We start from the raw sequence: 19066 nt of genomic DNA, 5'->3' as shown, positions 1-19066 counted from the left end.
GCCCCCCGACCACGCCCCCGTCAGAATTCAATACGGGCCGCTGTGAGCGCATCGAACAAGCGCGAGTCGTCCCCATCAGCTACAGCGGCTTTGATTTCCGTAATATCGATCAAGCTGAGCTTCCTGATGGATTGGACCCGCGCTCCACCGTCGAGGAGGTCGCGCCTTCTAGAGAGCGAGATCATGATGAGTTCATAGATCGGTTCGACGACCAGAGAGGCCGCTGCGCTTTGGGTCCCGCCCGTGCGGACGGCTGCCGCTTCCGCCAGCTTAACCAGCCACCAATCTACCGCTTTTCGGTCCGACCCAAGTGCAGTGTCCATGTAGATCGCCGCCAGATCGGAGCGAGTTACTTCCTCGACAAACGTGGAATAAAGCCTGCCTTGCTCGGCTTCATCAGTGGAATACACCTTCCAATATTTCTTGCGCAGATCCGTCAATCGAATGATGTGGGCAACCATGCGCTCAGCGCATTCGCGGGATGCGGCTCGCTCATTCTGCGATATCGCGCCAACGTAGGCCAAAATGCCGGCGAGAAGAGTGACGGACGCTCCGAGGATTCCACCGAATTTATCCAATACTTGAGCTGTGTTGTTTTGCCGAAGAATGGCCAGAATGCTTCCGTCAGAGAGCATTACAATGACGAAGGCGATACCTGCGATCACTGCAAGGAACGCCTTTCCCTTTTCCAACATGGCACCGTCGCGTCCGTTCGCGCTAACGTTGCAGAGGCTCCCCAATGAGCATGGATGAGCGGGCTTGGCAATTCGGCTCACTCCGCATGTTCGGCTATGACGTGATCGAGGCCGACCTGCCGTGGGACTTTGCGCTCTATTCCGAGGCGGGAGAGGCGAAGTGCGCCAAGGCGCACTATGTCGCCATGTCGTTCGACGCCATCGCCGCGCTGCGCGTTGGCGACCTCGCGCGGGGCGACTGCCTGCTGCTGTCGTTGTGTTGCGAATGGGTGCCACCAGCCGGGCGGCAGGCTGTGCTCGACCCCTGGGGCTTCACCTACAAGGCGAGCCTCATTTGTCGGAAGACGACCGCCAGCGGGAAGGTGGCCATGGGGCCGCGCTATCGGGCGCGCACCATGCACGAGCCAATCCTGCTCGCAACCATGGGCAACCCGCGCCACCAGCCCTTTCTCTCGATGATCGACGGACTGGCATCGGGGCAGTCACGGATGCCCGAGGAATTCTACGCCACCTTTATTGCCTCCTGCCCCGCCACTCACTGCGCTGATTTCTTTGCGCTTCACGTGCCGTCCAGCAGGCAAGAGGGTCTGAGGGAAGACAACCGGGTGCGGCTAAATAGAAATCATCATTTCCATTTCCCTCAGCTTAACCGTATTGGCGGAGACTATGTACCTAATATCCATGCTATGCCTTGTCAGGTGATCGCGCGCGCGTTTATTTGTATCCAAAAATCCGGACATCGCTCTATTCATTTCGTCCGGTCCGACCTGACAAATAAGTCTTTTGTTAAACAGATCTATAATTGTGTATGCGTATTTAATTGTATCGCTCAAGCTAACAATAAATATATTTCTGGATTCGAATGTTGGGGATCCTTGAGGGTTTCTATATACGTATTCTTCTATATCGTGCGCAACAGCGCTAAGTACCTCATTGTAGTTCTCGAAATGTTCCAGCCAATCGGCTGCGATGGATACGTCATAAATCGTTCCTGGCATGGATTCTGCGTATTGACCTATCTTGTTCAGTGTGGCGTCCGCCCGATCGAGCTTTTTGATTTCGGATCTGAGTGGGGCTGTCGCGTCTTCAATCAGTTTGTGAGCCGCCACGGCCCTGATTGCGCGATTTTGCCTAAGCGTGATTGTAATTGTCACGCTGGCTGCTCCGATCGCAAGGACACTTCCAATGAGTGCTTGCCAGTTCCTTATTTCGGAAAAGAAGTCCGACATGTGCGCCCTCGGCCATGCAAGGCTGACACCAAGGACCGCTCCCAGCGCAATCCCTGCCCCAACGAGAATAACAGCATTCCAACGTTCGATGCTCATATGTCGAAGCTGCCCGCTCACGTTCTAGTTGTCGAGAGGGCCGGATGACGATCCTAGAAGCCGCCGTCGCCTATGGCCGCCTCGGCTACCGCATCTTCCCCTGTGATCCGCACGCGGAAAAGCCGCGCTCCAAGCGCCCTCTCGTGGTGGCGGACAAGGATGCCGACGGCAAGCCGATCGAGGGTACCGGCTGGCCGCTGAAGGCTTCCTGCAATGAGGCACAGATCCGCGCCTGGTGGAAGCGCTGGCCGGACGCTCTGATCGGCATGGCGCCGGGCTGGGCGGGCGGCTATGTGGTGGACCTCGATCCGAAGGGCGAGAGCGTCGAGGCTGTGGAAGCGCGCCTCGCCGAGGCCATCGGCGGGGCGCTGCCGGCCGGGCCGCGCACCATCACGCAATCGGGCGGGCGGCATGTGTGGTTCCGCCGGCCGGAGGGCGCACACTGGCCCAATGACCCGCCGGGCCTGAAGAACATAGATATCCGCTGTGACGCCGGCTACGTCATCCTGCCGCCCAGCGTGATGCGCAACGGCAATGCCTATAGCTGGGAAGGCGTGCCCTTCGACCCCGCGACGGCGCCGGAGGTTCCCCCGGCGCTCTTGGCGCTGATCGCCAACCGGAAGGCGGGAAAGCGCGAGGCGGGGCCAGCCGACACCCCGGAGCCGCAGGAGAGCGGCCCGGCGCGGGCGCTAGCCTCCGACCGTCCCGGCGAGGTGGCGAAGCGCAATTACGCGCGCAAGGCTCTGGACCGCATTGCCGCCGATCTGGCGCGGGCGGCGGAAGGCACGCGCGGCACCGAGCTTTATGCGGCGGCCTGCGCCCTCGGCCGCTTCATCGCCGCCGGCGCCATTTCCGAGCGCGAGGCGATGGCCGCGCTGGAGGATGGGGCGGAGGCCTGCGGTCTCGTGCTGGCGGACGGGCGCCCCCGCGTGCTGCGCGAGATCCAGCGTGGGCTCGGTGTCGGCCGCGCCGATGCGGCGGACGTGATCGCTCGTCTGGACGATATCGCCCGCGAAGCGGAAAGCCGGCAGCGGCCTTCGGGCGGCGGGGTGTATCCCCCGGAAGCGCCCTTGCCCGATGGCGCGATCCCGGAACCCTCGCGTCGGCGGGAGGCTCGGAGCGCACCCGCCCCCATGGGCGGTGACGAGGCCGACCCCGACGGGAGCGAGCCCTATTCGAGCGAGCCGGCGGATGATGCTGATGGCGGTGATGACGGCCCTTCGGACGGGGCCGCGCCGGGGACGGACATGGATGTGGTGGCCGCATGCGCCCGCCTTGACCATTCCGACACGGACAATGCCAAGCGCTTCGTGGCGCACTTCGGTCGCGACCTGACAGTGCTGGAGACCGAGGGCATCATCAATACGGACTATTGCGCATGGGCCGGCACCCATTGGGACATGGTGGGCGGCAATGACGCCGCCGTGCGCCTCGCCAAGCAGGTGGGCGGGCTGATCGGCCTGGAGGCGGACCTCCTCGCAGCTACCGCTTTCGAGCTGCGGGCGATGGAGGATGGCGACCAAGCGGAGGAGGACCTCGCGCGGCTCGAAAAATCCTCCGACAGCTGGACCGATGCGGACAAGGCGCAGGTGAAGCGCCTGCAGCGCGTGATCGACGCCGGCGCCGAGGCGCGGGCGGCTCTGGACAAGCGTCGGGTGGCGCGGCGCAAGTTCGGTGTCTCCTCGAAGAACAAGGCTCGCATCGTCGCACTGAAGGATCTGGCGGCTTGTGATCTGACGCGCAAGCCGGAGGGTTTCAATGCCGATCCGCGCGCCTTCGCCTGCCTGACCCACACCATCCAGTTCGGCCGCCGACCCGATCCGGAATGCCCGGATCCCGACGTTGTTCGCCTTGTGCCCTATGCCAAGACCGTGAAGGGGCACAGGCGGGAAGACTTCATCACCAAGGTGCTGCCTGTCGCCTATGACAAGGATGCCAAGGCCCCACGCTTCGAGGCCTTCATGGCGCGCTTCCTGCCCATCGAGGCGGTGCGGCGCTGCGTGCAGGTGGGGGCGGGCCTCGGCCTGCTCGGCCTGCCGGTGCAGAAGGTGTTCTTTCACTATGGCAACGGCGCCAACGGCAAGAGCGTGTTTCTGGAGACGCTGGTGCGCGTGTTCGGCGCGCTGGCGTCCTCGCTGCCCACTGAGGCCATTATCGGCACGAACGACAAGCAGGGCGGCGCGGCGTCTCCCGAGCTGGCCCGGCTCTATGGCGTGCGCTTTGTGCGCGTTGTGGAGCTGCCTGCCAATGTCCCGTTGCGCGAGGATGTCGTGAAGAAGCTCACGGGTGGTGAGACCATCCCGGTGCGCAACCTGTTCAAGGGCTTCTTTGAGTTCCGGCCCGTCTTCATCGCTCATATGTCCGGGAACGGCTATCCGAAGATCGACGGGACAGATAACGGCATCTGGCGACGCATTGCCGTGATCCACTGGCCTATCGCGCTTGAGGACAGCGAACAGCGCGACTTCGAGGAGGTCGTGGGCGAGCTGGCGGCGGAAGCTCCCGGCATCCTGAATTGGCTGATCGAGGGCGCTCTCACCTATCTGCGCGAGGGCTTGATCCTGCCCCCGGAAGTGCGGGCGGCGACGCAGGAATATCGGGACGAGATGGACGTGGTGGGCCAGTTCGTCGCGTCTTGCGTCGAGCCGGCACCGGGCATGTGGGTCACGGCCCGCGCGGCATACCGGGCCTATGCCGATTGGTCCGATGAGAACGGCAAGAAGCCGGTGACCGAGACCCGCTTTGGCCGGGACATGAAGCGCAAGCTGCAGCACGGGCGGAATGGAGCGGGGGTCCACGTGTATCAGGACTGCCGGCTCGTCAACCTCCCCGATCCCATCAGCGCGCCCCGCAGCCCCGACGATGACCGGTGACAGGCAGGTGACCCGTCAGACAATGACGGGTCTGACGCCTTTCTGACGGGTTGCGAAAAACCCTCCGACGCTCATCTGGCAATCAATTCAATGCCATAGGTGGCCCTCTGATGGGTCTGATGGGTTTCGCGCGCCTATAGCAATGCACAGGGGGTAAGGGGGATAGCTCTGCCCAAATAAAAAATATCTCATATACACACATGAATAACCCGTCAGACTTGTCAGAATGATGTATAACTAATTGAGTTATAAATGATTTGTAGTCTGACGGGTCTGTTTTCAAGTCGTCGAACCCGTCATGAACCCGTCAGGAGAGAGCCGATGGAACGGGTGGACATCGAAGCGCTCGTGGGCTGGGCCTATCGGGTGCAGTGCGTGGACCGTATGGCCGGGCTGATGGATGTCGCTTGGGGCGAGGCCGGGCCGTCGTTCCGCTCCGCGACGCATGCGATGCTGGACTTCGCCGCGCTCGGGGTGCGGGTGGACAGCTCGCCGGGCTTCGTGGTCGCCATGGGAGCAACGGCGCAGGACGATGCACTTGTGATCCACGACGCCGTGCTGCGCCTGCCATCCGAGGCCTTCGCCCTGGTGGTCGCGCATGCGAAGGGCGGGAGCCGTCCGCCTTGGCACGGGATCGAGGCCGAGGCGCTGGTGGCGGATACGGATCGGAAGGGCAGGGTGCGCATGCTGCGGGACAACTGCCGTCCCGTCGCCTGCCTCCTGAGGCACAGGGTCGATCCTGCCTTGGTGGAGTTCAGCCGGGCGCAGTACGTGGTGTGGTGGGAGGCGCTGGTGGTGCTCGCTGGCGAGCTTGCGGGGCGGCTGGAGGGTAGCCATCCCCTTGCCCCATCAGCCCCACGCGAGCCGTGGTTCCTGCCGCCTCTCGTCTACGTCGAGGATGGCGCTCGGATGCTGGTTGACACTGCACAAATAATTTGACTACCTTCATCCACAGATAAACAGGTCTCAAGAGAGCCCCGCCGGTATTCGCCGCGCGGGGCTCTTGCGTTAGAGGGGTACGATGCCGCGCCTTCAATCCGCGCCGCCTCGCCTGCCTGCCACCCCTAGCCGTCTCCCGACACAGAGCGCAGATGAAGCCGAGCGCAGCCGCCAGCGCGCGGCCGAGGCGCCTTGGCGCGCCTGGTACAAGTCGGCGCGATGGCAACAGGTGCGCGAGCGGGTGTTCACGCGCGACCTCTTCGGGTGCCAGATGCCGGCATGCGGGAAGGTGATCTCCAACCGGCGGCAGCTCGTGTGCGACCACGTGCGCCCGCATCGCGGAGACCCCGCGCTGTTCTGGGATGAAGGCAACCTGCAGACGCTGTGCAAGCCCTGCCACGACGGGGCGAAGCAATCGGCCGAGCGGCGCGCCCGCTGATGTCCAGCCCTCCGCGCCGCCGCGCGGGCGAGGCCTAAAAACACACCTGTAAGCCGTGGTCTGGCGAGGAGGGGAGGGGGGTCAAAACTCCCCACCCCTCTCCAGCCGGGACCCGCGGCCCCCCCATTCGGAGATTTTTTCCTTGGCTGATGAGAAATCGGGCGGGGCGGCACCGGATGCCGCCGCGCGTGATCTGTTCGGGAATGCGATCGAGCCCATTCGGGATCGGCGTGGTCGACCGAGCTTCAGAAAAGACAAGGAAAATCAAGAGTTTGTAATGGTGCGCGTCGCGGAGGGTTGGACCCACAAGGCCATCGCCGCGAACATGGGGATTGATGAAAAGACCCTGCGCAAACATTTTTCCCGCGAGCTGACGGACGGCGGAGTGCACATCCGGGGCATGTTGCTGGACGTGCTCGTGCACAAGGCGCGCGAGGGACACACCCCGTCCGTCCGCCTGCTGCTGGAGCGGCTCGATGGGGCCGGCCCGCTGGCGCCCCGGAACCATCCTCGCGCGGATGACGACGACGATCCGAAGGCGCCGGCCTTGGGCAAGAAGGAACAGCGCGTCCAAGATGCCCAAGCCGTGCCCGACGACTATGGTGACATCTACGCGCGCCTCGAAGGCCGGCGGCAGCATTGACCGCGCCGTCCTTCGCCTGCCTCGATTGGGAAGACAGGTTGCGGAAGGGCCTCACGCCCATTCCGTCCCTGCCTCTGGATCCGGTGCTCGCCGATTGCGCAGTGGCCCTCTTCGACAAGCTGCGCGTCCCCGACATCCCCGGCACGCCCACCATGGCGGAGGTGGCCGGGCCGTGGATGCGGGACATCGTGCGCGCGGCCTTCGGCTCCATCGATCCGGTGACCGGCGAACGCTTCGTCGGCGAGATCTTCAACCTGGTGCCGAAGAAGAACGGGAAGACGACGAACGCTGCCGCGCTGGGCCTGTTGGCCCTGCAGCTCAACCAGCGCCCCAACGTGGAAGGGGTCATCGTCGGGCCGACGCAGGAGGTGGCCGACAAGTGCTTCGCGCAGGCGGCGGCCATGATCGCGCTCGATCCCTATCTGAAGCGCCGCTTCGACGTGATCGAGCACAAGAAGACGATCCTTGATCTCCACGTGGACCCCCTCACGGGGGTGAAGCGAAACGTAAAGCTGAAGATCACGAGCTTCAGCCCGAAGGTGGTCACCGGCTCGATCCCGGCGTTTGCCATCGTGGACGAACTGCACGAGATGGCGGCGGCGAGCTTCGCCAGCCGCGTTCTCGGCCAGATCCGCGGCGGCATGATCACGAACCCCGAAAGCCTGCTGATCATCATCACCACGCAATCGGCGACGCCGCCCGCCGGCGTCTTCAAGGATGAGCTGACCTATGCGCGCGGCGTGCGCGACGGGACCATTACCGAAGGGGTGCGCATGCTCCCCATTCTCTATGAGTTCTCGGAGAAGATGCAGACGGCCGAGCACAAGCCGTGGGCGGACCCCAAGAATTGGCCGATGGTGCTGCCCAACCTCGGCCGCTCGCTGACGATCGAGCGCCTCGCGAAGGAATGGCGCACCGCGCAGGAGAAGGGCGATCAGGCCGCGCAGGAATGGGCCTCCCAGCACCTCAATGTGCAGATCGGCATGGCCATGCACAATGACCGTTGGGTTGGCGCGGACTTCTGGCCTCAGGCGGCGGACCCCGCCATCACGCTCGATAGCATCATCGAGACGTCGGACGTGGCGGTAGTGGGCGGCGACATCGGCGGCATGGATGATCTGTTCGGCCTCGCTGTGGCCGGCCGGCATAAGGTCACCCGCCAGTGGCGTGCCTGGGCTCGCGCATGGGCGCAGCCGAAGCTCTTCGAGCGGCACAAGGAAGCTGCCGAGACGCTGCGGGACTTCGAGAAGGCCGGCGACCTGGTGGTGTGCAAGGAAGTGACGCAGGACATCGCCGAGGTAGTGGCGATCATCCTGCGCCTCAAGGCTGCGGGTCTTCTGCCGGAGGCCGGCGCCATCGGCCTTGATCCGGCGCTTGCCATCACGCTCCTCGATGCGCTGTCCGAGCACGAGATCGTGCACCCGCAGGTGCTCGGCGTATCGCAGGGCTACAAGCTGTCCTCGGCGATCTTCGCAGCCGAGCGCAAGCTCGCGGACGGCACGCTGAAGCATTGCGGCTCGGGGCTGTTCAACTGGTGTGTCGGCAACGCCATGGCCGAACACCGGGGCTCAAACATCTACATCACGAAGCGCAAGGCCTCGGCGAAGATCGACCCGCTCATGGCCTTCTTCAACGCGGTGGACATGGTGAGCCGCAATCCGGTTGCCCGTGGCCTCTCGGTCTACGAGAGCCGCGGCATCCTCATGGTGTGAGGCGGGCATGAACCTTTGGAACGTGTTCCGCCGCCGGGCGCGCGCGGAGGGCGGCGCCGTCGCGAACCCGCTCATTTCCGAGCTGCTGCGGTTCGGCGTGTCGGAGACGGCGACGGGCATCCACGTCAACGTGGACAAGGCGCTGAAGAACCCGGCCATGTTCCGCGCGGTGTCGCTCATCTCGGGGAGCATCGGCATGTTGCCGCTGCACCTGATCGACAACACCACGAAGAAGAAGCGCGACACGCATCCGCTGTACCGGCTGCTGCACCGCCGGCCGAATGCGTGGCAGACGGCCTTTGATTTCCGCGTGCTCATGCAGCTGCGCGCCCTGGTGAAGGGCAACGGCTATGCGCTGGTGGTCCGCAGCCCGAACCTGCGCGCCGGCGGCGCGCTCACCCCGACGCAGATGGTGCCGCTGGATCCGGACCTCGTGACGCCGGAGCAAGGGCCGGACTGGTCCGTCTCCTACGTCTACCGGCCCGCGAAGGGCGCGGCCGTGCGCTACCCGGCGCGGGACATCCTGCATCTGCGCGGGATAACCCTTGATGGCATTTCCGGCCTCTCGCTGGTGAAACAGGCGGCCGAGGCGGTAGGCATCGCGCTTGCGGCCGAACTCGCCGCCGCCCGCATGATGCGCAACGGCACGATGGTGGGGGGTGCGCTGGAGCATCCTGAACGCCTGTCGCATGAAGCGTATGCGCGCCTGCAGGAGAGCCTTGAGAGCAAGTCCGGATCCGACAAGGCGGGCCGCAACCTCATCCTCGAAGAGGGGATGAAGTATGTCCCGATCTCCTCGACGGCCCGCGACGCGCAGATGGTCGAGATCCGCAAGATGCAGATCGAGGAAATCGGCCGGGTCACGGGCGTACCGCGTCCGCTCCTCATGCTCGATGAAACGAGCTGGGGCTCCGGCATCGAGGCCCTCGGCCAATTCTTCGTCACCTATGCGCTGAACCCGTGGTTCGAGGCATGGCAACAGGCCTGCGAGCGCACCCTCCTGACCGAGGCCGAGGCGGACGAAATGGCCGTCAAGTTCAACGCCGGCGCGCTGCTGCGCGGGTCCATGAAAGATCAGGCGGACTTCCTCGCGAAGGCGCTCGGCGCCGGCGGCAGTGCGCCGTGGATGTGGGTGGATGAGGTGCGCGACGTGCTGGACCTGCCGGAGCGCGAAGCGCCGCCGCACGTGATGGCCGGCGGCTCGGCAGATCAGGGGAGCAAGGGAAATGGAACTGCAGCGTAAGCCGGCCGAGGGCCGGTCTGGAGGCCGTTTTGTGGGCCGTGCGATCGTAGGCCGGCCGATGGCGAAGGCGCGTCCCGGCGCCATGCCGATCCCGGCCGAGCGCATGGTGCAGGCGTTCACCTCGCCGGCCGCCCTTGAGCGGTGGGGCGAGGACGCGGCTGGCGTGCGGGCGCTCGCGCCGGGTGACAACGTGATCACCATGTTCGACATGATCGGCGAGGACTTCTGGAGCGGCGGCGGCGTCACCGCCAAGAAGGTGTCGCAGCAGCTGCGCGCCATCGGTGACCGCCCCGTCGAGGTGCAGATCAACTCGCCGGGCGGCGACGTGTTCGAAGGCCTCGCCATCTATAATGTGCTGCGCGAGCATCCGCAGGACATCACGGTCAAGGTCATGGGCTGGGCCGCCTCGGCCGCGAGCCTCATCGCCATGGCTGGCGACCGGATCGAGGTGGGGGCCGCCTCCTTCATCATGATCCACAATTCGTGGGTCGTTGCCGCCGGTAACCGTAACGACATGCGGGAAGTGGCCGACTGGCTGGAGCCCTTCGACCGGGCGATGGCCGATCTCTATGCGCAGCGTTCGGGGCAGGATGCCGCCGCGATCGCGAAGTGGATGGACGCCGAGACCTATATGTCCGGCTCCATCGCGATCGAGCGCGGCTTCGCGGACGGCCTCCTGCCGGCCGATGCGGTGAAGGTGGACGATGCCGCCCGCGCCTCCGACCGTGCGGTCAATGAGCTGCGCGCGCTGGAGCTGACCCTCGTTTCCGGCGGCATGACCCGCGCACAGGCGCGCAGCCGCATTTCCAAGATCAAGGGCACGCCGGGCGCTGCCCCTGAAGACGCCACGCCGGGCGCTGGCGACGACTGGAGCGGCCTCGCGGCTGCGTTCCTTGCCAATCTGAAATCCTGAAGGGGTTCGCCATGCACCACGTTTCGACCTCCGCCCTCCTGGGCGCGACCGCGCTCGCCCCGGTTCCCCGCGCCGTCCACGCCGCCCCGCGTGCCGACGCCAGCAACCCGGCGCAGATCCTCGCCAAGCTCAATGAGGCTTTCGAGGAGTACAAGAAGACCAACGATGACCGGCTGAAGGCCAAGGCCGACGATACGGTTGTGAACGCCAAGCTGGAGAAGATCGATCAGGCGATCGAGGCCGCGCAGAAGGCCCTCGATGCCATCTCGGCACAGCAGGCGGCGGCCACGGCCAAGGCGGGCGGCGGCACGGCGGCGCTGGTGGATCCGGAGTACAGCACCGCGTGGGGCGCCTTCTTCCGCGAGGGCGAGAACGAAGCGCAGATCAAGGCCCTGAACAAGGCCGGGCCGCGCGCCGCCATGACCGTCGGCAGCAATCCGGATGGCGGCTATCTCGCGCCTGTCGAGTGGGACCGCACCATCACGGCCCGTCTGAAGGAGATCTCGCCCATCCGGCAGAACGCACAGGTGCAGAGCATCAGCAAGCCGGGCTTCACCCGCGTTTACAATGATCGCTCGGTGGGCTCGGGCTGGGTCGCCGAGAACGCCGCGCGCCCCGCCACCAGCACGCCGCAGGTGGCGCCGCTGACCTTCACGCCGGGCGAGCTGTACGCCTTCCCCTTCGCCTCTCAGACGCTCCTCGAAGACGCGGAAGTCGATATTGAGGGCTGGCTCGCGAGCGAGGTGGAAACCGAGTTCTCGCGTCAGGAGAACATTGCCTTTCTCTCCGGCGACGGCAGCGGCAAGCCTTACGGCATCCTCACCTATGTCACCGGCGCGGCGAATGCCGCGCGCCACCCGTGGGGCGCGATCGAGGTGGTGAACTCCGGCGGTGCGGCGGCCCTCACGTCGGACGGCATCATCACCCTCATCTACACCCTGCCGGACGCCTTCCGCGCCGGGGCGAAGATGTACATGAACCGCCTCACCCGCATGGCGGTGCGCAAGCTGAAGGATGGGCAGGGCAACTATCTCTGGCAGCCCTCCTATCAGGTTGGCCAGCCTTCGACCCTCGCGGGCGAAGCGATCGTGGACGTGCCGGACATGCCGAACGTGGCCGCCGGCAACATTCCGCTCCTCTACGGCGACATGAGCGCGACCTATCTGGTGGTGGATCGCGTCGGCATCTCGGTCCTGCGCGATGCCCTCACGAACAAGCCTTATGTCGGCTTCTACACCCGCAAGCGCGTCGGCGGCGGGGTGCAGAACCCGGAGCCCATGAAGGCCATGAAGATCTCGGCCTGAGATCGGACACGCATTCCGGCGGCGCGTCCGCGCCGCCGGCCCCATCCGGAGGATCGAAATGGCCGAGACAGACGAAAACCAGATCATCGCCCCCGAGGCGCCGGCGCCCGAAGATGCGGCCCCGACCCCCGAGGCGCCGGCGCCCGAAGATGCGGCCCCGACCCCCGAGGCGCCGGCGCCCGAAGATGCCGCCCCGACCGTCGAGGCTCCGTCGCCCGAAGAGGTCGCGCCGGCCCCCGAAGCTGCGGCGCCCGAAGAGGTCGCCACGACCGTCGAGGCTCCGGCACCCCAAGAGGTCATTCCTGTCCAGCTCCTGCGCCTCGTGCCGACCGTGGGCGAGCCGGACATGAATGATACGCGCCTGGACGGCGCCGCCATTGTCGAGGCGGCGCTGGCGCGGCAGGCGGCCGATGAGGCCTGACATGCTGGATCCCGTCATGTTGGATCCCGTCCGCATCACGGCGCCTGCGTCTCCGCTCGTGACCGTGGCGGAGGCTCGGCGCGACCTGAAGGTGGATCTACCCGACGATGATGGCCTGATCGAGGATCTGATCGCCACGGCGGAAAGCTTGCTGGACGGGTACAGCGGCGAGCTGGGGCGGGCGCTGGTGACGCAGGTGTGGCGGCAGGATCTGCCGTGCTTCCCCGCCAGCGGCGTCATCCACCTGCCCCTCGCGCCGGTGCGGGTGGTCTCCTCTATCACCTATTGGGGATTGGATGGTGTGGCTCGTCCGCTGTCGGCACAGGTCTATAGCGGGGTGCTCAAAGCAGCCAGCGACCCCTATATAAAGCTCGCCTATGGGCAGTCTTGGCCTGCCACCTATCCCCGCGACGATGCTGTCTCGGTGACATTCGAGGCCGGGTATGGCGCGCCGGGGGACGTTCCTGCTGCCATCCGCCGGGCGGCGCTCCTCATCGTCGGCCACCTCTATGAGAACCGGGAAGCGGTGACGGTCGGCGGCCCCGCTTATGAGCTTCCCTTCGGTGCGAACCGTCTCACGTCCAATTTCCGGCGGGTGCGGGTGTAGCGTGGCGAAGGTGGATAACGGGCTTGCCCGCCTCAACCGGCGGCTCAACGCCATTCCGCAGAATGTACGGGCTGCGGTGCAACCGGCCCTTGTGAAGGCCGGCGCCGCGCTCGCGGATGACATGCGCGCGCTCGCGCCCGTCTATGACGGCGACCTGAAGGACAGTATCGCCGTGACGCCGGGCGGGGGCACCACGCCGCCCTATTCCCAGCCGGGCGGGCGGCAGGTGGTGCCCGAACTGCAGGTGCTCGTGACCGCTGGCAATACCAAGGTGCGCTACGCCCATCTGGTGGAGTTCGGGACCAGCCCCCACGAGAACCGCGGATTGTTCGCGGGCACGCGCCACCCCGGCACCAAGGCCGAACCCTTCTTCTGGCCAGCCTTCCGCCTGCACCGGAAGAAGCTCGCCTCGGCCATAAAGCGGGCCATCCGCAAAGCGGTGAAAGACGCCAAATGACGGACCTTCTCGACGGCCAAGTGAGCCTTTCCCTCGGCGGCGACGCCTTCACCCTGGCGCCCACGCTCGGCGCCGCCATGGCGCTGTGCCGCGCGCACCAGAGCTTCGGGGCGCTGATCGACAAGCTGGAGGCCTATGACCTTCCGGCGGCGATCGACGTGACGCGGGCCGGCATCGGCCTGCCGGCTCCCGGCGATCTCGATGCCCGCGTCTATGCCGCCGGCGTCATGAACATCGCGCCGGACCTCATCCGGTTCGTGATCCTCCTCGCCAATGGCGGGCGCAGCCCGAAGGCGGAGGCGGAAGACAAGCCGGGATCCCGCCCTTTCGACGCATGAGCCACGCGGACTATCACGCCTGGCTCTTCAAGGCCGCGACGGGCTGGCTGGGCTGGACCCCGGCCGTCGCCCTCGCGACCCCCATCCCGCAGATCGCCGCCGCTCATGACGGGCGGATCGACATGCTTGCCGCCCTGTTCGGTGGGCGCAAGGAAGCCGCGCCGCAGACGCCGCTCACGGCGGCGGCCTTCGACGCGATGTTCACAGCCAAAGGTTAGGAGCAAGCACCATGGCACTCTTCAGCGCGAGCGGATCGAAGATCTTCATCGGGGCCGTCAAGGTGCCCGGATCCGCGGACTTCGTGGCGGCCGACTTCACCGCCGAGGACTGGACCGAGATCGATGAGGTCGAAAGCGTCGGCTCCTTCGGCGACACGTCCGAGCTGATCACGTCCAACGTCCTGAGCAAGGGGCGCACCCGCAAGGCGAAGGGCGTGAAGAATGCGGGCACCATGGAAGTCACCATGAATGCGGACTATGGCGACGAAGGGCAGCTTGCCCTGCGCGCCGCCGCTGCCGCACGCGACAGCTACGCTTTCAAGGTGGAGTTCCCCGACAAGCCGGCGGTCGGCGCCTCGCCCAAGAATTCGGTGCGCTTCTTCACCGCCCTGGTGATGTCGGCGAGCGACCAGATGGATGAGGCGAACGCCATCATCAAGCTCACGTCCACGCTGGAGATCAATTCCAACGTGGTTGTCGTGCACGCCTCCGCCACCTGATGGCGCCGGATCGCGCCCTGCAGAGGGCGCTTCTCGCGCGGTTCCTCGCGGAGCCGGCGCTCCTCGCGCTGGTGCCGGCCGCCAACATCATCGATGGGGACGGCGCGCCGCAGCGCTTCCCCTCGATCCTGTTCGGAGAAGGGCAGGCGGTGCGCGAGCCGCAATCCCTCTGCGGCCGCGAGCGGCGCCTCTACGCCACGCTGCATGTCTGGACGAAGAGCGCGCCGCTCGCCCGCGATATCGCGGACGGCATCGTGGCGGCGGTGGAGGGCGCGACGCTGCCGCTCGAAGGGGGACACCGGGCGGTGACGGCCATCGTGTCGTCGTCCCGCCTCCTGCGCGATCCGGACGGGGAAACCTCGCACGGCGTGGTTACTGTCGAGAGCCTGGTGGAGGTGGCGCGGTGAAGGCGGGGCAGCTAGACCGGCGCATCGCGATCGAGCGCGGCACCGAGGCGCGGGACGCGGACGGGGTGCTGACCACCACATGGGCGCCCGTGGCGACCCTGTGGGCGAGCCTCATCCAGTCCAGCACCTCGGAATTCCTTCAGGGCTCCGGCCTGCAGGGCGATACGGCCACGATCTTCCGGATCCGCTGGCTCGCCGGCGTGACCCTGCTGGACCGCATCCGCTTCGACGGGGTGGGTTACGACATCAAGGAAATCAAGGAACTCGGCCGCAGGCGCGGCCTGGAGATCCGCACCATTGCGCGGGGAGTGGACTGATGGCCGGCGAAGAGGAACGTCTTGTCGTTGCCCTTGAGGCGCGGATCCGCGATTTCGAAAAGAACTTCGAAAAGGCGAAGGCCGTCTCGAACCGCCGGTTTCTGGAGATCGAGAAGCGGGCGCAGCAGAATGCGGTGAACCTGAAGAACTACTTCAACGGGTCCACGGCCTCGATAAGCTCCGCTTTCGAAGCGCTCGGCGGGGCCGGCATCATCGCCAGCGGCGGCATCGCCGGCGCCATCACGACGCTGAAGGCAGCGGCCACCTCCGTCGCGGATCTCGCGGCCGAGGCGCAGAAGGCCGGCGTCGCCTTCGAGCCCTTTCAGGAGCTGAAGTTTGCGGCCGAACAGGCCCGCGTCGGGGTGGATGCGCTGACCGATGGCCTGAAGGAAATGCAGCTGCGGGCGGATGAGTTCATCCGCACCGGCGCGGGATCGAGCGAGGAGGCGTTCAAGCGCCTCGGCTATACCGCCGCCGAGCTGAAACAGAAGCTGCAGGATCCCGCCGCTTTGTTCGAAGAGATCATCGACAAGATGAAGCGCTTCAGCAAGGCGGGGCAGATCCGCATTTCCGATGAGATCTTCGGCGGCTCCGGCGGCGAGCAGTTCCTGCGCTTCATGGATCAGGGGATCGGCGCGATCTCCAAAGCGCGCGAAGAGGCTCGGCGGCTCGGCCTCATCATGTCGGATGAGGTGGCGAAGGAGGCGGCCAAGGTCGCCAAGATGTTCGACATGCTGGCCCTCAAGATCGAGGTCGCGCTGAAGTCGGGTGTCCTCGAAGGCGCCGCCGCCCTGGAGAAGTACAAGACGGAGATCCTCGCGATCGGCGTGGCGCTCGGTGCGGTCACCTCCGGGATAGTGCTTGGCCCTCTCGCTGCGTCGCTGGCGTCTACGGCTGCGGCGGCGGTCACGGCCGCCGGCAGGATCACCGCCCTGAATGCCACCATCCTCGCGGTCGCGGCGGCACAGCGCACGGCGGCGCTGGCGTCGGCCGGCCTCAGTGCCGCCCTGAGCCTCCTCGGTGGTCCATGGGGCATTGTCATTGCTGCGGCCGTGGGGACTATTGCAGCGCTGGCTCTCCGGCAGGACCAAGCGAAGGTGGCGGCCGAGGCGCACAAGAGCGCTATGGGGGATCTCGACGGGGCCATTGCGCGGGTCAAAGCTGGTGCGCCTGGTGCCAAGGAAGAACTGAAGGCCCTGGCAGACCAGCACGTCACCAATGCCGAGAAAGCGCTCGCCGATGCGCGGGCCGAACTGGAATACGCCCGCGCCGTCGCTGCCAACCAGAAGGTGGGCGGATGGGCCGGCAAGTACAACGCGAAGATGCCGACCACTGACACGGCGGAAATGACGGCAGCGCTGGAAAAGTACGTTGCGGCCGTCGATCTTGCGCAGAAGCGGCTCGATGAACTGAAAGCGAGCGTTGAAGGGGTGAAGCCGCCGGGCACGAAGCCGGATCCGTCCATCGGCTACGGCTTCAAGGATGTGCAAAAAACCATGTCCGAGCGCCTGCGGGATCTCGAGCAGGAACAGGCGCAGCTCGGCATGACGACGCAGGCCGCGGCCGAATACAAGTTCATGATGGACGCCATCAACACCGCGCAGGAGCACAATCTCAAGCTCTCGCCGGAACAGCTCCAGCAGCTCCAGATGCTCGCCGCGCGCTATGGCGACGTGACCGCCGCCGTCGAAAAAACCAAGGCGTCGCAAGAGCGGCAGCGGGAGATGCAGCAGGAGGCCGGCAACCTCGCTCAAAGCTCGATCATGGGCCTGATCGACGGAACGAAGAACTGGAATGATGTCCTGAAGGACAGCATCAAGCTCCTCGCGGAAATGGCGCTGAAGGCGGCATTGCTCGGCGAGGGGCCGCTCGGGTCGGGTGGCGGCGGCATCGTCGGCGGACTGGTGAAGTCCGCGGGCTCGGCCTTTTCCGGCGGCACCACCTGGTATGCGGATGGCGGCGTCCACACCCCGCAAGGCCCCCGCAAGCTGAAGAAGTATGCCCGTGGCGGCGTCTCGCGCAACGCGGCGATCTTCGGCGAGGCCGGCCCGGAAGCGGCCGTGCCCCTGCCGGATGGTCGCCGGATCCCGGTGGATGTGCGCGTGCCCATCTCGCCGGCCGAGACCATGATCCGCAATGCCTTCAGCAACAACGTCAGCGTCTCGCCCTCCTTCGTCATCAACCAGCCGGGCGGCGGGAATGACGGGCGCGCCAGCGACAGGGACAATCTGCGGGCCGCCCTGCGCGACGCCACGGCCGATATCGAGGCCATGGTGCGCAAGATCTTCACCAACGACATGACCACGATGGGGCCGATGGGGCAGGCGGTGCGTGCCCGCTTCGGCCTCAATCCCATGCGCGGGGTCGGCCGATGAGCCTCCCTGTCTGGCCTGCCTCCGTGCCCTATGAGCCGCTGCGGGACGCCTGGGATGTGAAGCCGATCCGGGATCCGCTGGAAACCGAGATGGAAGCCGGGAATGTGCGGATGCGGCGTCGCCCCGGCGATGCCCTGCCGCTCATCAAATGGTCGGCCGATCTCTCCGCCGCCGAGTTCGCGACCTTCCTCGCGTTCGTGTCGGGATCGCTGTTCGGCGCCTCCGTCCGGTTCACGATGCCCGTCAGCCTCGATGGGGCGGCATTCTCGGCGCGCACGGTGCAGATGCGCGCCGGGACGCTCGGGTGGAGCGCGAGCGGCGACAAGGTGCGCGTCGTATTCGATCTCTACGTGTTCCCCGCTTCCGTGGTGTCCTGACATGGTGGATCTGTGGACCGACGCATGGGCGGAGGCCGAGGCCTCCTGCCCCAACAGCGTGCTCGTCTTCGACACGATCGAGCTGCAGCACCCCGCGTTCCTTGAGAGCGGCGCGCCCATTCCCCTGCGCTTTGTCTGCGATGTGGAGCCGCGCACCTTCGGGATCGAGCCGGGGGCGACGTTCGATGCCGGGTCGTCGGCGGAGTTCACGCCGATCGCCTTCTCGGCGGACGCGCCGAATTTCTCGGAACAGCAGGTGCCTCAGTGCCGCGTCGTCATCGATAACGTGGCGCGCGACGTGATGCCCTACCTTGAAGCGGCGATCGGCTACAGGGCGGATCTCAAGGTGCTGTTCCGGCAGTACCGCGAGGATGACGTGAGTGAGCCGGTCTGCGGCCCGTGGGAATTCCTTCTCCGCAAGGTCACAGTCGCCGGGTCAACCGTCGAGGGCACCGCCTCATTCGACGATCTCACCAACATGAAGTTCCCGCGCCGCATCTATTCGCGCCGCGAATTCAGCTCCCTGATCGCCTGATGATGCCGGATGCTCCGGCCCGCGCGGCCTATCTCACGGGTCTTATCGGCCGGCCATGGTCTCCCGGCGCCTCGTGCTGGCACCTCGCGTGCGAGGTGGAGGCGGCGTTGTGGGGGCGCCACCTTCCCGCGGTGGAGATCCCCGATGCGGTGACCTGGCGGTGGATGGTGGACACCCTTGCCGCCCATCCGGAGCGCGGGCGCTGGCGGGAGCTTCCTCCCAATCCGGCGGGCCTCGTGGCGCCGTCTGACGGTGCGCTTGTGCTCATGGCCCGCGTGACGCAGGGCGCTCACGTGGGCATCTGGCTCCAGCCCGAAGGGCGGGTGCTGCATGCCGACGCCGAAGCCGGCGTCGCCCTCGACGCCATGGTGACCCTGCGCGCCCGTGGATGGGCGCGCCTGCGGTTCTTCGAGCCCATCTGAGGACAC

21 protein-coding genes are annotated in these 19066 nt (G+C 66.1%); 20 read left to right on the top strand and 1 reads right to left on the bottom strand.

Annotation, left to right across the window (positions count from 1 at the left end):
* Positions 1-20 precede the first annotated feature (20 nt).
* Positions 21-695, bottom strand: a complete 675-nt coding sequence (locus FHT36_RS03845; protein ID WP_169121157.1) for a hypothetical protein — start codon at positions 693-695, stop codon at positions 21-23.
* Between the two features lie 44 nt (positions 696-739).
* Between FHT36_RS03845 and FHT36_RS03840 the strand changes: the two genes are divergently transcribed.
* The 20 genes from FHT36_RS03840 to FHT36_RS03745 all read left to right on the top strand — a co-directional run bounded on the left by FHT36_RS03840 (position 740) and on the right by FHT36_RS03745 (position 19060).
* Complete coding sequence (locus tag FHT36_RS03840; RefSeq protein ID WP_246701996.1) at positions 740-2068, top strand: MT-A70 family methyltransferase; 1329 nt, start codon at positions 740-742, stop codon at positions 2066-2068.
* Positions 2065-4893: a phage/plasmid primase, P4 family gene (locus tag FHT36_RS03835; protein ID WP_169121156.1), complete on the top strand. Its 2829-nt coding sequence runs from the start codon at positions 2065-2067 to the stop codon at positions 4891-4893. Before FHT36_RS03840 ends, FHT36_RS03835 begins: the two co-directional genes overlap by 4 nt.
* Positions 4894-5214: 321 nt before the next feature.
* Positions 5215-5832 carry a hypothetical protein gene (locus tag FHT36_RS03830; protein WP_029558063.1) on the top strand — a complete coding sequence of 206 codons (618 nt, stop codon included), beginning with the start codon at positions 5215-5217 and terminating at the stop codon, positions 5830-5832.
* An 82-nt stretch (positions 5833-5914) separates the two neighbouring features.
* On the top strand, positions 5915-6271 hold the full coding sequence (locus FHT36_RS03825) for an HNH endonuclease (RefSeq protein WP_169121155.1): 357 nt from the start codon (positions 5915-5917) through the stop codon (positions 6269-6271).
* Between the two features lie 142 nt (positions 6272-6413).
* A complete protein-coding gene (locus FHT36_RS03820) occupies positions 6414-6914 on the top strand; it encodes a hypothetical protein (protein ID WP_169121154.1) in 501 nt (166 codons plus the stop codon).
* Positions 6911-8626 carry a terminase large subunit gene (locus tag FHT36_RS03815; RefSeq protein ID WP_169121153.1) on the top strand — a complete coding sequence of 572 codons (1716 nt, stop codon included), beginning with the start codon at positions 6911-6913 and terminating at the stop codon, positions 8624-8626. The genes FHT36_RS03820 and FHT36_RS03815 overlap by 4 nt, the downstream gene beginning before the upstream one ends.
* 7 nt (positions 8627-8633) lie before the next feature.
* On the top strand, positions 8634-9869 hold the full coding sequence (locus FHT36_RS03810) for a phage portal protein (RefSeq protein ID WP_169121152.1): 1236 nt from the start codon (positions 8634-8636) through the stop codon (positions 9867-9869).
* A gap of 58 nt (positions 9870-9927) precedes the next feature.
* Positions 9928-10782 (top strand): head maturation protease, ClpP-related, encoded by an 855-nt coding sequence (locus FHT36_RS03805; RefSeq protein ID WP_169121151.1) that lies wholly within the window; start codon positions 9928-9930, stop codon positions 10780-10782.
* Positions 10783-10793: 11 nt separating this feature from the next.
* Positions 10794-12086, top strand: a complete 1293-nt coding sequence (locus FHT36_RS03800) for a phage major capsid protein (RefSeq protein ID WP_169121150.1) — start codon at positions 10794-10796, stop codon at positions 12084-12086.
* 58 nt (positions 12087-12144) lie between these two features.
* Entirely contained in the window at positions 12145-12507 is a 363-nt protein-coding gene (locus tag FHT36_RS24170) for a hypothetical protein (protein WP_210257545.1), read from the top strand.
* 16 nt (positions 12508-12523) lie between these two features.
* Positions 12524-13114 (top strand): head-tail connector protein, encoded by a 591-nt coding sequence (locus FHT36_RS03790; RefSeq protein ID WP_169121149.1) that lies wholly within the window; start codon positions 12524-12526, stop codon positions 13112-13114.
* Between the two features lies 1 nt (position 13115).
* A complete protein-coding gene (locus FHT36_RS03785) occupies positions 13116-13571 on the top strand; it encodes an HK97-gp10 family putative phage morphogenesis protein (protein WP_348644371.1) in 456 nt (151 codons plus the stop codon).
* The gene (locus FHT36_RS03780) at positions 13568-13909 is read left to right on the top strand and encodes a hypothetical protein (protein ID WP_169121147.1); all 342 of its coding nucleotides are present in this window, start codon (positions 13568-13570) and stop codon (positions 13907-13909) included. Before FHT36_RS03785 ends, FHT36_RS03780 begins: the two co-directional genes overlap by 4 nt.
* A complete protein-coding gene (locus FHT36_RS03775) occupies positions 13906-14127 on the top strand; it encodes a hypothetical protein (protein WP_169121146.1) in 222 nt (73 codons plus the stop codon). Before FHT36_RS03780 ends, FHT36_RS03775 begins: the two co-directional genes overlap by 4 nt.
* 11 nt (positions 14128-14138) lie before the next feature.
* Positions 14139-14627: a phage tail tube protein gene (locus FHT36_RS03770; protein WP_169121145.1), complete on the top strand. Its 489-nt coding sequence runs from the start codon at positions 14139-14141 to the stop codon at positions 14625-14627.
* On the top strand, positions 14627-15034 hold the full coding sequence (locus FHT36_RS03765; RefSeq protein WP_169121144.1) for a DUF3168 domain-containing protein: 408 nt from the start codon (positions 14627-14629) through the stop codon (positions 15032-15034). The genes FHT36_RS03770 and FHT36_RS03765 overlap by 1 nt, the downstream gene beginning before the upstream one ends.
* Positions 15031-15351 (top strand): phage head closure protein, encoded by a 321-nt coding sequence (locus FHT36_RS03760; RefSeq protein WP_169121143.1) that lies wholly within the window; start codon positions 15031-15033, stop codon positions 15349-15351. Before FHT36_RS03765 ends, FHT36_RS03760 begins: the two co-directional genes overlap by 4 nt.
* A 2371-nt stretch (positions 15352-17722) precedes the next feature.
* Positions 17723-18103 (top strand): hypothetical protein, encoded by a 381-nt coding sequence (locus FHT36_RS03755; protein WP_169121142.1) that lies wholly within the window; start codon positions 17723-17725, stop codon positions 18101-18103.
* A 1-nt stretch (position 18104) separates the two neighbouring features.
* Positions 18105-18638 (top strand): DUF1833 family protein, encoded by a 534-nt coding sequence (locus FHT36_RS03750; protein ID WP_169121141.1) that lies wholly within the window; start codon positions 18105-18107, stop codon positions 18636-18638.
* Positions 18638-19060 carry a hypothetical protein gene (locus FHT36_RS03745; RefSeq protein ID WP_169121140.1) on the top strand — a complete coding sequence of 141 codons (423 nt, stop codon included), beginning with the start codon at positions 18638-18640 and terminating at the stop codon, positions 19058-19060. The genes FHT36_RS03750 and FHT36_RS03745 overlap by 1 nt, the downstream gene beginning before the upstream one ends.
* Positions 19061-19066: the final 6 nt, after the last annotated feature.

It is taken from the genome of Xanthobacter sp. SG618 (genome assembly GCF_012932745.1).
Classification (GTDB): domain Bacteria; phylum Pseudomonadota; class Alphaproteobacteria; order Rhizobiales; family Xanthobacteraceae; genus Xanthobacter; species Xanthobacter flavus.
The sequence above is the reverse complement of the archived record's forward strand: the minus strand, read 5'-3'. Positions and strand labels throughout refer to the sequence as shown.

Bases quoted from the DNA above. Each gene is read 5' to 3' on its own strand.
- FHT36_RS03845 (WP_169121157.1), bottom strand. From the start codon at position 695: ATGTTGGAAAAGGGAAAGGCGTTCCTTGCAGTGATCGCAGGTATCGCC.
- FHT36_RS03840 (WP_246701996.1), top strand. From the start codon at position 740: ATGAGCATGGATGAGCGGGCTTGGCAATTCGGCTCACTCCGCATGTTC.
- FHT36_RS03835 (WP_169121156.1), top strand. From the start codon at position 2,065: ATGACGATCCTAGAAGCCGCCGTCGCCTATGGCCGCCTCGGCTACCGC.
- FHT36_RS03830 (WP_029558063.1), top strand. From the start codon at position 5,215: ATGGAACGGGTGGACATCGAAGCGCTCGTGGGCTGGGCCTATCGGGTG.
- FHT36_RS03825 (WP_169121155.1), top strand. From the start codon at position 5,915: ATGCCGCGCCTTCAATCCGCGCCGCCTCGCCTGCCTGCCACCCCTAGC.
- FHT36_RS03810 (WP_169121152.1), top strand. From the start codon at position 8,634: ATGAACCTTTGGAACGTGTTCCGCCGCCGGGCGCGCGCGGAGGGCGGC.
- FHT36_RS03805 (WP_169121151.1), top strand. From the start codon at position 9,928: ATGGCGAAGGCGCGTCCCGGCGCCATGCCGATCCCGGCCGAGCGCATG.
- FHT36_RS03800 (WP_169121150.1), top strand. From the start codon at position 10,794: ATGCACCACGTTTCGACCTCCGCCCTCCTGGGCGCGACCGCGCTCGCC.
- FHT36_RS24170 (WP_210257545.1), top strand. From the start codon at position 12,145: ATGGCCGAGACAGACGAAAACCAGATCATCGCCCCCGAGGCGCCGGCG.
- FHT36_RS03790 (WP_169121149.1), top strand. From the start codon at position 12,524: ATGTTGGATCCCGTCCGCATCACGGCGCCTGCGTCTCCGCTCGTGACC.
- FHT36_RS03780 (WP_169121147.1), top strand. From the start codon at position 13,568: ATGACGGACCTTCTCGACGGCCAAGTGAGCCTTTCCCTCGGCGGCGAC.
- FHT36_RS03775 (WP_169121146.1), top strand. From the start codon at position 13,906: ATGAGCCACGCGGACTATCACGCCTGGCTCTTCAAGGCCGCGACGGGC.
- FHT36_RS03770 (WP_169121145.1), top strand. From the start codon at position 14,139: ATGGCACTCTTCAGCGCGAGCGGATCGAAGATCTTCATCGGGGCCGTC.
- FHT36_RS03765 (WP_169121144.1), top strand. From the start codon at position 14,627: ATGGCGCCGGATCGCGCCCTGCAGAGGGCGCTTCTCGCGCGGTTCCTC.
- FHT36_RS03755 (WP_169121142.1), top strand. From the start codon at position 17,723: ATGAGCCTCCCTGTCTGGCCTGCCTCCGTGCCCTATGAGCCGCTGCGG.
- FHT36_RS03750 (WP_169121141.1), top strand. From the start codon at position 18,105: ATGGTGGATCTGTGGACCGACGCATGGGCGGAGGCCGAGGCCTCCTGC.
- FHT36_RS03745 (WP_169121140.1), top strand. From the start codon at position 18,638: ATGATGCCGGATGCTCCGGCCCGCGCGGCCTATCTCACGGGTCTTATC.